Annotated in this window: 9 protein-coding genes; 3 read left to right on the forward strand and 6 right to left on the reverse strand. The window is 66.9% G+C overall.

All coding sequences use genetic code 11. From position 1 onward, the window contains the following. Positions 1 to 32: 32 nt before the first annotated feature. The 6 genes from secA to mtrA all read right to left on the reverse strand — a co-directional run bounded on the left by secA (position 33) and on the right by mtrA (position 8,974). Entirely contained in the window at positions 33 to 2,918 is a 2,886-nt protein-coding gene (gene secA, locus LQ955_RS11690) for a preprotein translocase subunit SecA (RefSeq protein ID WP_231024712.1), read from the reverse strand. Positions 2,919 to 3,061: 143 nt separating this feature from the next. Beyond that, positions 3,062 to 3,775: a ribosome hibernation-promoting factor, HPF/YfiA family gene (gene hpf, locus LQ955_RS11695; RefSeq protein WP_231024713.1), complete on the reverse strand. Its 714-nt coding sequence runs from the start codon at positions 3,773 to 3,775 to the stop codon at positions 3,062 to 3,064. A gap of 119 nt (positions 3,776 to 3,894) precedes the next feature. Beyond that, a complete protein-coding gene (locus tag LQ955_RS11700) occupies positions 3,895 to 4,479 on the reverse strand; it encodes a ComF family protein (RefSeq protein WP_231024714.1) in 585 nt (194 codons plus the stop codon). A gap of 301 nt (positions 4,480 to 4,780) precedes the next feature. Continuing rightward, positions 4,781 to 6,466, reverse strand: coding sequence for an LpqB family beta-propeller domain-containing protein (locus LQ955_RS11705; RefSeq protein ID WP_231024715.1), 1,686 nt, complete (start codon positions 6,464 to 6,466; stop codon positions 4,781 to 4,783). Further along, positions 6,463 to 8,301: an MtrAB system histidine kinase MtrB gene (gene mtrB / locus LQ955_RS11710; RefSeq protein ID WP_231024716.1), complete on the reverse strand. Its 1,839-nt coding sequence runs from the start codon at positions 8,299 to 8,301 to the stop codon at positions 6,463 to 6,465. The genes LQ955_RS11705 and mtrB overlap by 4 nt, the downstream gene beginning before the upstream one ends. Further along, positions 8,288 to 8,974, reverse strand: coding sequence for an MtrAB system response regulator MtrA (gene mtrA / locus LQ955_RS11715; RefSeq protein ID WP_231024717.1), 687 nt, complete (start codon positions 8,972 to 8,974; stop codon positions 8,288 to 8,290). Before mtrA ends, mtrB begins: the two co-directional genes overlap by 14 nt. Before the next feature lie 156 nt (positions 8,975 to 9,130). Here mtrA and LQ955_RS11720 point away from each other — a divergent pair, with 156 nt between their 5' ends. The 3 genes from LQ955_RS11720 to LQ955_RS11730 are packed head-to-tail and all read left to right on the forward strand — an operon-like array spanning position 9,131 to position 12,581. Then, positions 9,131 to 10,456: a hypothetical protein gene (locus LQ955_RS11720; RefSeq protein WP_231024718.1), complete on the forward strand. Its 1,326-nt coding sequence runs from the start codon at positions 9,131 to 9,133 to the stop codon at positions 10,454 to 10,456. 2 nt (positions 10,457 to 10,458) lie between these two features. Continuing rightward, positions 10,459 to 11,238: a DUF4129 domain-containing protein gene (locus LQ955_RS11725; RefSeq protein ID WP_231024719.1), complete on the forward strand. Its 780-nt coding sequence runs from the start codon at positions 10,459 to 10,461 to the stop codon at positions 11,236 to 11,238. Next, entirely contained in the window at positions 11,235 to 12,581 is a 1,347-nt protein-coding gene (locus tag LQ955_RS11730; protein ID WP_231024720.1) for a DUF4350 domain-containing protein, read from the forward strand. Before LQ955_RS11725 ends, LQ955_RS11730 begins: the two co-directional genes overlap by 4 nt. The last annotated feature ends 101 nt before the right edge of the window (positions 12,582 to 12,682 follow it).

A 12,682-nucleotide genomic window follows, 5' to 3' on the forward strand; every position in this document is an offset into this window, starting at 1 on the left:
ACGCGCCGGACTGGCGCGGGCGGTACGGCGGGCTACTTCTTCTTTTGGCCGGCGCGACGGTCGGCGCGGTTGCCGGCGGGAGGAGCTCCGGCGGGGGTCTTCTGGCCGAAGGCGCCGGTGGTGGTGGGCGCGGGGCGTTGGGGCTGGCCACCAGTACGGCCGCGGGCGGGGCCCGAGTTGCCTGCGGGGGCTACCGGCGGAGCGGCCTGCTGCGCGCCACTCGTGCTGCTGGCTGCCTCTTCTTGGGCACGCTGAGCGCGAGCTGTGGCGGCCTGCTCGAGCTGGCCGCGCTGGTTGCGCACCTCGACACCGCCGGAGTCGCTCGGTGCGGTGTAGCTGAGCTGTGCCGCCTCTTCGTTGTGGCCCGTTTCGAGGCCCTTGGCCTGAACGCTGGGGGCATCCACTTCGCCCGCCGGAGTGTTGACCTCGACCTCGAGGTTGAACAAGAAGCCGACGGCCTCTTCGCGGATCTGGCCCATCATCTGCTGGAAGAGCAGGTAGCCCTCGCGCTGGTACTCGACGAGCGGATCGCGCTGCGCCATGGCACGCAGACCGATGCCGTCTTTGAGGTAGTCCATTTCGTAGAGGTGATCGCGCCAGCGGCGGTCGATGACGGTCAAGACGACGCGTCGCTCGAGCTCGCGCATTGCGGCCTCGCCGAGCGTGTCTTCGCGCTTCTGGTAGGCGATCTGTGCGTCGGAGAGGATCTCGCGGCCGACGAACTCGCGGCTGATCTTGCCCCGGCTGCCTGCCTCGGCGATGACCTCGTCGATGCTGATCGAGACGGGGTAGAGCGTCTTCAGCTCTGTCCACATCGCGTCGAAGTCCCAGTCGTCGCCATTGCCCTCGCCCGCGTGGGTTTCGAGCACGTCTTCGATTACGTCGCTCAAGAACTTCTGCGAGCGTTCGTGAAGGTCGTCGCCCTCGAGAATGGCGCGGCGATCGTTGTAGATCGCCTCACGCTGACGGTTCAGAACATCGTCGTACTTCAGAACGTTCTTGCGGATCTCGGCGTTGCGGCCCTCGACCTGAGACTGTGCGCTGCGAATGGCGCGAGAGACGACTTTGGACTCGATGGCCAGATCGTCGGGCACGTTGCCTCGGCCCATCAGGCTCTCGGCGGCACCGGCGTTGAACAGGCGCATCAGGTCATCGGTGAGCGACAAGTAGAACCGGCTCTCGCCCGGGTCGCCCTGACGGCCACTACGACCACGCAGCTGGTTGTCGATGCGGCGCGACTCGTGGCGCTCCGTGCCGAGCACGTAGAGACCGCCGGCCTCGACGACCTTCTCGGCTTCGGCCTCGACGCCCGACTTCACTTCGGCGAGCACGTCGTCCCACGCCTCTTCGTATTCGTCGGGGGTCTCGACCGGGCTGAGGCCGCGAACGTTCATCTCGGAGACGGCGAGAAACTCGGTGTTGCCGCCGAGCATGATGTCGGTGCCTCGACCGGCCATGTTGGTAGCGACTGTGACGGCGCCGAGGCGGCCGGCTTGCGCGATGATGGCGGCCTCACGAGCGTGGTTCTTCGCGTTCAGAACCTCGTGCCGAACACCCTTCTTGGCCAAGAGGCGCGAGAGGTATTCGCTCTTCTCGACGCTGGTCGTACCGACGAGAACGGGCTGCCCGCTGGCGTGCCGTTCGACGATGTCTTCGACGACTTGCTCGAACTTCGACTGCTCGTTCTTGTACACCAGGTCGGGCTGGTCTTTACGCTGCATGGGCCGGTTGGTGGGAATCGCCACGACGCCGAGCTTGTAGGTGCTCATGAACTCGGCGGCCTCGGTCTCGGCCGTACCCGTCATACCGGAGATCTTCTCGTAGAGGCGGAAGTAGTTCTGCAGGGTCACGGTGGCGAGAGTCTGGTTCTCGGCCTTGACCGTCACTCCCTCTTTGGCCTCGATGGCCTGGTGGATGCCCTCGTTGTAGCGGCGGCCTGCGAGGATGCGGCCCGTGTGCTCGTCGACGATGAGCACCTCGCCGTTCATGACGACGTAGTCCTTGTCTTTCTTGAACAGCGCAGCGGCCTTCAAGGAGTTGTTCAAGAACGAGATGAGCGGGGTGTTGGCGGACTCGTAGAGGTTGTCGATGCCGAGATAGTCTTCGACTTTCTCGATGCCGGGCTCGAGAATGCCGACGGTGCGCTTCTTCTCGTCGATCTCGTAGTCTTCGTCGGCCACGAGCCGAGTAGCGACCGAAGCGAATTCGGTGAACCAGCGGTTCGCTTCGCCAGACGACGGACCCGAGATGATGAGCGGAGTGCGGGCCTCGTCGATGAGAATGCTGTCGACCTCGTCGACGATGGCGAACTGGTGACCGCGCTGCACCATGTCGCTGGCCTGCCAGGCCATGTTGTCGCGCAGGTAGTCGAAGCCGAACTCGTTGTTCGTGCCGTAGGTGATGTCGGCCGCGTACTGCTCACGGCGCTCGGCCGGAGTCTGGCCGCTCAAGATGACACCGGTCGTCATGCCGAGGGCGCGGAACACGCGACCCATCAGCTCGCTCTGGTAGTTGGCGAGATAGTCGTTCACGGTGACGATGTGCACGCCCTTGCCCGTGATGGCGTTCAAGTACGCGGGAAGCGTGGCAACGAGCGTCTTGCCCTCACCGGTCTTCATCTCGGCGATGTTGCCGAGATGCAGTGCGGCACCGCCCATGAGCTGCACGTCGAAGTGACGCAGACCCAGTGTGCGGCGCGACGCTTCACGAACGGCCGCGAACGCCTCGGGCAACAGGTGATCGAGGCTCTCGCCGTCTTCGAATCGCTCGCGCAGCCGCGGTGTCTCTTCTTTGAGCTCTTCGTCACTGAGGTGTGTGAAGTCTTCTTCGAGAGCGTTGATGGCCTTGGCGTAGTTTTCGAGTCGTCGAAGAACTCGCCCCTCGCCGACGCGAAGAACTCTTTCAAGAACGGAAGCCACGTGAAATCTCCTACCGATCCAGCCGAAGATTCAGCCAGTTATCCGTGCAATCTTAGTTGCGATACCTGAGGGTCTTCTAAACGAGCGCTGAGGGCGCGACGATCGACTCGTCGCGCCCCCAGGCGTCATTCGCACTCGGGCCGTTACGAGAAGACCCGCTCGGCCTCGAGCGGCGCCGCCACCAGCGGCGAAGTGTGGTCGTCGAGCCCGATGACCCCGTAGTCCCAGCCCTTTCGGCGGTAGACCACGCTCGGCCGATTCGTGTCGGCGTCGATGAAGAGGTAGAAGTCATGCCCGACCAGCTCCATCAGGTAGAGAGCGTCGTCGACGCTCATCGGAGCGGCCGCGAACACCTTCTTTCGAATGACCACCGGCGACCAGTCTTCTTCGGTCTGCGCGGTCTCTGTCGCCCGCGTGTCGTCTGCCGGGGGCACCACGGCAACGGCGCCGGTGCTCACACCGGCCAGCGCCTCGGCTTCGGCCGGCACGACGTCGATCACGCTGAAGCCACCGGTGCTCGCCTCGTGCAGCGAGACCGGGCGATGGTGCCCGCGATGCACCTTCTTGCGGTCTTTCGCCCGGCGCACGCGCTCCATGAGCTTGCCGATCGCCAGGTCGAAAGCGACGTATTTGTCGCTGCCTGCGCTCTCGGCGCGAACGACGGGACCGGGGCCGATCAGCGTCAGTTCGACCCTGTCGTCGCCACCCGAGGCGTTCGCGGAATTGTGCCGGCAGACCTTGACCTCGAGCACGAGTGCACGATCGGCGAGAAGAGAGACTTTCTCTGCCTTCTCCGTCGCATAACTGCGAAATCGGTCAGTGATCCCTAGGTTGCGGCCCGTGATGTTGATCTCCATGGCAATCTCCTAGTCTCAAAAAGACACGCCGCCTTGTGGTCAAAGCGAGTTCCTCCGCGCCTTTTGACCCACCGTACTCGCCACCCCTCTGTCTGTCACCAGCTGGAGCTGAGTTCGCCTCATTCCGTCACGAATTCGGTCGAACGCAGCACCGCAGAGCGACCGTGCCGACGCTCGGCGAAGGCCACCGTGGCGGCGCCGACCACGTGTGCTCCTGCGGATTCGAGGGCACGACGACACTCCAGAAGGGTCGCCCCAGTCGTGACGACATCGTCGACGAGCAACACCGTGGCACCCTGCAGAGAACCTTCTGGGAATCTGGTGCGAACGGCCAGAGAGCCCGCGAGATTCTGCTGACGGGCTGCGACTCCGAGGCCCGCCTGGTCTCGCACGCGCCGGGCGACACGCAGCGGACGGATGATCGGCAGCTCGAGTCGCGCACGGCGAACCAGCACGTCCACGGGGTTGTAGCCGCGTGTTCGGTACGCCGCGCGTGACGACGGCGCCACCGCGAGCACGAGTTCGGTACCGGGCGGGAGCCGCGCGAGGCACGCTCGCCGAGCATCCGTTACCGCTGCAGCGAGCACGAGCCCCAGGGTCGGAGCGAGGTCGGTTCGACCGTGCTCTTTGAGCAGAGAGAGGGCACGGGCCACCGTTTCGCTGTACGGCAACCCGGCCCAGATCGGAAAGCCCGCCTCAGCCATCGCTGACTCCGACGGGGCCGACCCCGGCTGTGACACCGCCGCTGGCACCGGCGCTGACACCGGTGCTGACACCGAAAGCGCTGTCACCGCCGGGGTGAATTCGGCAGCGCAGCGAGAGCAGACCGGGCGATCGGGGGTACCGCACACCGCACATTCGGTAGGCAGCACCAGTGCGAGTGCGTCGAGCAGAGCTGAGCTGAATTTCATTCTGCAAGCCTGGTCGCGGCCGGCAAGCCGAGAGCGCTCGAGTACCCGATCTGTGCACAACCCGCAGCAAGCACCGACTGTGCAATCGCAGCGCCTACGTCTGCGTCGCCAACATGCCGACGCCCGTCGTATTCGTCTGCCACCCACTGCCGCGCTGCTGCTGCAGGTCGCCGGCCGAGGTCAGCAGCCAGAGCCCGCTGAGATCGTTTCCGCCCGCGATCGTCGTTGCGTTGACCGGAACACCGAGATTGCTGCTGATTCCGCCGATCTGCTGCAGAACGATACGGTCGTCGCCGCTGGCCGACACCGTGAGCGAGGCCACGTTCGATTCGTCGACCCAGGTCGCATCGACCGGGGTTCCGCCGCCGCTGGCGAGGGTCACCGGGTTGCCGAGCCGCTCGGGCACACCGTCTTTGTCACGGATGACGGCGGCGACGACGAGCTTGGGCTGGCCGTCCGAGGTCGTGAGCGCGAGCGCCCTGGTTCCGTCGCGTGAGATGTCGAGCGACGTGATCGAGGTCGCTCCATCCCACCCGGCCACCACGGCGTGCGCGGTGCCATCGCTGCCGTAGGCCTGAACGGCACCGGGGTTGCCGGCGGGTACCGACCAGACGAATCCCGCCGGATCCACCGACGGCGGAACGAGGCCAGGGCGGTTGTCGACGAGCACCGGGGCATTGGATCCGGGCTGCACGGCGAACACCCCGGCTGCGGTGGCCACCGCGAACACCTTCGCCGACGACACTACCGAGAGCGGGGCCAGCGCCTGGATCTTGTCGCTGACCGCTGGAATCGGTGTCGCTGCATTACCCGACAAGTACCCGAAGACGTTCGCCATATCGACAAGCGCCTGCGGGTTCACCCGTGGATCGACCGAGGGCGCGGGGCCGGCGAGCACCGTCACCGGATTCTGGTTCACCGTCATGACCACGCTCGCAACCGACGCCACGGTGGAGAGCGACTCGTCGAGCTGGTACTGCATGCGCTGCAGAGCCTGCGCCGACTGCGAAAGCACCTGGCTCGACACCGGCACGTTCGCTCTGCCGGAGTCGACGACCACGGCTGTGGTCTCGGTGCCGTCGGGAAAAGCCGTCACGACAGCACCCTGCCCGAGCCACGGCGCCGGCCCCGCAAGCAACGCCTTCACGACCCGGGTACTCGTCGACTCGTCTTTCGCGAACCAGCGTACGTCGGGCACGAGGTAGGTGTAGGTCGGGTCGTAGAAATACAGCGGATGCGACCCGAACACCTGACTGAAGCGCAGCTGTTCGAGAATGATGCCGGGGTTCGCGGCGCTGATGCGCCATTGGCCGTTCTCTTGCGAGAAAGTGAACGGAAGCGTGACGGCCGCCGATGACGCGCTCTCTTGATACTGGCCGGTGGCGTCGACCTCGGCCAGCGGCGTCACGCTGATGCTTATCGAGGTGTCAGAGAGCGTCGTCTCGGCCGGCTGACCGGCATCGATCAGCACCCCGGCATTCGGATCCCACGTTTTCGAGAAGTCGTCGGTGAGGTACTTGCGCGCCACCCCGTAGTCGTTCTGCGGGCTGGCCGCGGCCTGCAGAAAGCCGTTCAGAATCTGCGACTGGTTCGCACCCGACACCGGGTCGGGTGGCAGCAGAATCACGTCGCTGTCGTTCGGGGTCGAGCTGACCGCCTGCGAGTGCACCGCTCCCGAATCGGGGATGCCCGTGCATCCGGTGACCGCAAGCAGAGCCGTGACCACCCCGGCCAGCGCGAACGTCACCCGGCGCGCGCGCTTCTGCGTGCCGGCCGTCATGCGCTGCCCTCGACAGAGTTCGCCGCTCGCGAGTCGGACGGGCTAGCCGTGCGCAGCTCGGCGGGAAGGCCGACCGGCTCGTCGAAGGTGTGCGTCGGGTCGTACGAACGGGTGAAGAGGTGGGCGCCCGTGTCGTCGGTGCGATCGGGATCGGCGTCTTCTGGCGGATCTTCGGGCGGCAACGGAAGCGGCGAGGTGCCGAGGGGGCGACCGTGCACCCGCGGCAGGGTGAGCCGGAAGCAGCTGCCGACGCCGCTCTCTGACCACACCTCGAGCTGGCCGCCGTGCAGGGCCGCATCCTCGAGCGAGATGGCGAGGCCCAGACCGGTTCCGCCGATGGTGCGCTTACGCGAGGGATCGGCGCGCCAGAAGCGCTCGAATACCCGCTCGGCGTCTTCGGCGCTCATGCCGATGCCGTGATCGCGCACCGAGATTGCGATCGCAGAGACGTTGCTGTCGACCGAGACGAGAATCGGGCGACCCTCACCGTGCTCGATGGCGTTGCCGAGCAGGTTCGTGACAATGCGCCGGATGCGCCGCGCGTCGATCTCGACCTCGATATGACCGCCGGGGGCGTAGATGCGTATCTCCGAACCCGCGGCCTCGGCGAGCGGCCGCATCTGGTCGATCGCATCGACCGCGAGCCGCACCAGGCTGGATGGCTCGATGTTGAGGTCGGCAGAGCCGGCGTCGAAGCGGCTGATCTCGAGCAGGTCGCCCAGCAGCAGCTCGAATCGCACCGTCTGAGTGTGCAGCAGCTCTGCCGTGCGGCCGATGGCGGGCTCGAAGCTGTCGCGCTTGTCGTAGAGCACGTCGCCGGCCAGCCGGATGGTCGTGAGCGGTGTTCGAAGCTCGTGCGACACATCGGAGACGAAGCGCTGTTGCAGTTGCGAGAGTTCGGCGAGCTGAGTGATCTGGCCCTGCATGCTGTCGGCCATGCCGTTGAACGACCGCGCCAGGGTGGCGATGATGTCGTCGCCCTTCTCGGGGATGCGCACCTCGAGTTCACCCTCGGCCAGCTTCTCGCTCACCTCGGCCGCCACCCTGATCGGCTCGATCACCAGCCGCACGATGACCCACGCCACGAGACCGATGAGCAGCGTGAGCAACAGTCCGGCGATCCACAGCGTCTGTTGCACGAAGCTGAGGGTCTGCGCCGAGTCGGCGAGGTTGTAGCCGAGGTAGAGCTGGTATTGACCTGCGCTGGGAATGGTGAGTGGCGAACCGACGATGATGCCGGGGTCGAATCCGCCGGATCCGTTCGGCAACGACACCGACTGCCAATACTGCGTCTGCGTACCGATGGCGCTCGAAACCTCGGTGCGCAGTTCGGGCGAGATGATGGTGCCGGTCGTCAGCGCGGGGCTCGCGAACGGCAGAAACGACGTCGCGGTGGGGTCTTGCCCGGGTGAGGCGTAGATGGCGATGAGCCTCGACGACGATGACGAGGTGATCTTGGTCTGGGCCGAGTTCAGCAGCGTGCTGACCGACGAGTCGGTGCTCGAGTCGGAGGCGTCGAAGATGGTCTGGGCATTCTTCGCCGCCTGATTGGCGTCGAGCAGCACCTGGTTCAGCCGGGAGTGGAACAGGTCGTTGCCGATGCTCACCGACGTATAGATTCCGGCGCCGAGCAGAGCGACCGTGGTCAGGGCGATGGTGATGACGATGGTGCGGAACTGCAGCGATTGACGCCACCACCCGGCGATCTGGCCGGGCCAGGCACGCCACTCGCGGGCCAGAAACGGCCCGATGTGGCTGCGGCCCGATGCCGCGCTCGGCGGGCGCCCGCGCCCCGTGGCCGCGCCAGACGACTGCGCCACGCTAGGCGACGGCACCGGCCCGGTAGCCGACACCGCGAACCGTCATCACGATGCGCGGGTTGTCGGGGTCTTCTTCGACTTTGGCGCGCAGGCGCTGAACGTGCACGTTGACCAGCCGCGTGTCGGCTTTGTAGTGGTAGCCCCAGACCTGCTCGAGCAGCATCTCGCGAGTGAAGACCTGTTGCGGTTTGGCGGCGAGCGCGTGCAGCAGATCGAATTCGAGCGGAGTGAGGTTGATGCGCCCGGTACCGCGGCGCACCTCGTGCCCGGCCACGTCGAGCTCGATGTCGCCGATGAGCATGGGGCCGTTGACCGTGGGGGCGACGGTGCTCGGTCGCAGGCGGGTGCGGATGCGCGCGACGAGCTCTTTCGGGTTGAACGGTTTCACGATGTAGTCGTCGGCGCCGGACTCGAGCCCCTTCACGACGTCGGTTGTGTCGCTCTTGGCGGTGAGCATGATGATGGGAACACCCGACTCGGCGCGAATCTGGGCGCAGACCTCGATGCCGTCGAGGCCTGGCAGCATGAGGTCGAGCAGCACGAGATCGGGGCGCGCGGAGACGAATGCGGCGAACGCCTCAGAACCGTCGGCGCAGAAAATGGGTTCGAAATTCTCGGCCTCGAGAACGATGCCGATCATTTCTGCGAGCGCGGGGTCATCGTCGACCACGAGTATGCGAGCATCCATAGCTCATAGGGTAGTGGAGCACCTCCCCGTTCAGCCGCGAAACACCTGACGGAGGACTGTGACACCATGGGAGGGTGAGGGCGCCGACGACGGTGCGAAGCGAGGGCGTGGGGATAGTCTCGTTTCACCTTTTCTCTGACGGAACGAGGAACACCGTTGAGTGACGAGCAGCAGCCACCTGTGCAGCCGCAGCCGCAGTATGGCGCCTACCCGCCGCCGCCACCACCACCGGGACCGCCTGCGCAGCCGCAGTACGGCGAATATGCTCCGCCACCCGCTGCTGCATCTGCGCCGCCGCAGTACGGCTCGTACCCACCGCCGCCCGCGCCGCCGCAGTACGGCGCGTACCCACCGCCGCCCGCACCGCCGCAGTACAACGCGTACCCGCCGCAGTACGCGCCACCCGGCTACGGCCCCGCCTGGACTCCCCCGCCCAAGCCCGGCCTCATTCCGCTGCGACCGCTCGGCTTCGGCACGCTTCTCGGCGCCCCGTTCCGCGTGCTGCGACGCAACCCCGGACCGACCTTCGGCAGTGCCCTGATCATCCAGATCGTCGTCGCCTTCATCTCGCTGCTCATCATCGGCGGCGCGAGCTTCTATGCCTTCACGCGCATCAACCAGGCGAGCTCTGCCGACAGGGCGGCGGTCACCTCGGGTTCGATCGCCATCGTGCTGCTGTCGCTGCTGATTCCCCTGGCGCTGGCACTCATCTCGAGCGGGCTGCTGCAGGGCATCCTCGTCATCGAAGTCTCGCGCGAGGTGCTCGGCGAGAAACGCAAGCTCGGTGAACTCTGGCGGGCTGCCGGCAAACGCATGTGGCCGCTCGTGCTCTGGTACCTGCTCGAGGGCGCGGCCATCGTCGTGGTGCTGGCCATCGCGGTGGGCATCGTCGTGGCCCTCGCGTCGATCGGGGGCACGCCCGGCGTGGTCTCGGCCGTTCTGGTCGGCATTCTCTTCGCGCTCGGGCTGGGCGCGCTCGCCGTGTGGCTCGGCACCAAGGTGTCACTGGTGCCGTGCATCATCGTGCTCGAGCGCCTGAGCGTGCCGCGTGCCATCGCTCGCTCCTGGCGGCTCACGCAGCGCTCGTTCTGGCGAACGTTCGGCATCGAAGCGCTCGTAACCCTCATCGTGTACTTCGCGAGCCAAGTCGTCACACAACCGATCAGTTTCATCTTCGGCATCGTGCTGGGCCTGTTATCACCGAACGATTCCACTTCCAGCAGCGCCACCACCATCGTGGGCATCGTCGTGCTGGAGCTCGTCGTTCTGGTGCTTCAGCTGGTGTTCGGCGCCATCACCTCGGTGGTGCAGGCTGCCGCGATCTCGGTGCTCTACATCGACTTGCGCATGCGCAAAGAGGGCCTCGACCTCGAGCTCATCCGGTTCGTCGAGGCGCGGCAGGCCGGCCACGTCGACCCGGCCGACGATCCGTTCCAGGTGCGCGTCGTGCCGCAAGGGCCCGCGGAGCAGAGGCCCTTCTGACCGTGCTCACCGTGACCTTCGCGGGGTTGGCGTCGCTCGAGGTGCTCGGCGACGTTCCCGTCGACCCGTCTGCTCCGGATGCTCGGCAGTGGCTCATCGACGAACTCAGCAAACCCGAATACACGGCGGCGAGGCCGACTTTGCTCGACCGCATCGCCACCGGAGTGGGCGACTGGCTCTCGTCGCTCACCGTTCCGTCGAACGGCAATCTCGGCGGGCTGCTGCCGGTGCTGGCGGTCATCATCGTGGTGGCGCTGATCGTCGCTGCGTTCATCGTGTTCGGCCGGCCGCGCCGCAATCGGCAGGTCGCAGCGCGGGTCGAAGCACTGTTCGGAACCGATGATCGGCGCACTTCGGCACAATTGCGAGCATCCGCTGCGGCCGCCGCGAGCGCAGGCGATTACCTGACGGCGATCGAAGAGATGTATCGCTCGATCGCGCGGCGACAGGCCGAACGCACGGTGGTGCAGGTGAGCCCCGGAACGACCGCGCGCGATTTCGCGGTGCGTGCCGGTCAGTCGTATCCGGCACAGGCGGCGCGACTCGACTCGGCGTCGCGGGTCTTCGACGGGGTACGTTATCTCGGGCGGCGGCCGAGCAAGCAGGGATTCGACGAACTCGCGGGGCTTGAGCGCGAGCTGCGCGACCTGGCTCCGGCGCGGCGCGAGGCCGTGGGAGTCGGCGCCGGCGGTACTACGGCTGGCGGCGGTACTGCGGCTGGCGGGTTCGCTGTCGGGGGCACGAATGCGAGTGGCCCGGGCGCCGGCGGTGGGGCCTCGTGAGCACTGTCGCGCCGGTCACGCCGGTCACGCCGGTCACGCCGGTCACGCCGGTCACACCGCAGAAAGCGGATGCCCAGCTGCCCGTCTACGCACCGAGCAGCACCCCGACCGTGCGCCGCTTCTTTCGGCGTTGGTCGTTCTGGGTGGGTGCCGCGGTCGTCGTGGTGGTGGCCAGTCTGCTGCTCCTGCTGCTTCGAGGGGGCGGTGGCTCGACTGACGCGTCGGCGCTCTCGATCACGAGCGCGGCGCCCGGCGGCAGCAAGGCGCTGGGCGAGGTATTGCGGCAGCAGGGTGTCACCGTGACGGCCGTCGATTCGCTCACCGCCGCCGAAGCGGCCGTCGCAGCTGCGAAGAAGGCCGGGTCCGCGCAACCGACGGTGCTCATCTACGATCCGGACGAGTTGCTGCCCGGCGACCGTTACGCCGAGGTCGCCGGCCTGGGCGGCCGGATCGTGCTGGTGCAACCCGATGCCTTCGAGCTCGAGGGCGTCGCGCCGAGCGTGTCGCTCGCCGGTGCGCCGTCGGGCGCGGCCGACAACAGCAGCACAGCCGCGGCGGATTGCTCGCTGCCCGCGGCACAGCGCGCGGGCAGTATCACTGTCTCGGGCACGACGTACCGTCTGACCGGGGCCGATGCCGGCTCCGGCCCCGGCGCGGGCAGCACCACCTGTTTCGCGACCGGCGACAACGCGTATTCGCTGGTTCAGACGACGGCCGGCCCCGTGCCGGTCACAGTGCTCGGCGCGCCCGATGTGCTCAGTAACGAGCAGATCGTCAACGCTGGCAACGCCGCGCTCGCGCTCGGCCTGCTCGGGCAGAGCAGCTCGCTCGTCTGGTACATTCCGAGCGCTGCCGACCTCACGGCCACGGCGGGGCCGCCGAGCCTCGGCGATCTGACTCCGGGCTGGGTCACCCCGGTCATCCTGTTGTTGATTCTGGTGTTCATCGCCGCAGCGGTGTGGCGCGGGCGCCGACTCGGGCCCGTTGTCATCGAGAATCTGCCGGTGATCGTGCGCGGAAACGAGACGGTGACCGGCCGCGCTCGGCTATACGCCCGCTCGGCGGCCCGAACGCGCGCGCTCGACGCGCTGCGCATCGGCACGAGCGGCCGGCTGGCGCGGATGCTCGGGCTCTCCCGCCGCGCCAATCTCGACGAAATCGTGCTCGCGACGACGACCGCAACCGGAATCCCGCCGGCAGAGGTCGCCGCGATTCTCGTGAATCGCTTGCCGGGATCGGAAGCCGAGCTGCTCACCCTGTCGCAGAACCTCGCCGACCTCGAAGCAGCCGTGCGGCGGAGTGTCTACGGCGCGGCACAGCCGCCTCCGAAGGGCGCTCCATGACCGCCGCCACTGCATTCACCCTGCATCACCCTCGACGAAAGACGGAACGTTCGTGACCGACTACTCTCTCCCCGCAGAACCTGACGCTCAGTCCGCCCCGG

Source organism: Subtercola endophyticus, assembly GCF_021044565.1.
Taxonomy (GTDB): domain Bacteria; phylum Actinomycetota; class Actinomycetes; order Actinomycetales; family Microbacteriaceae; genus Subtercola; species Subtercola endophyticus.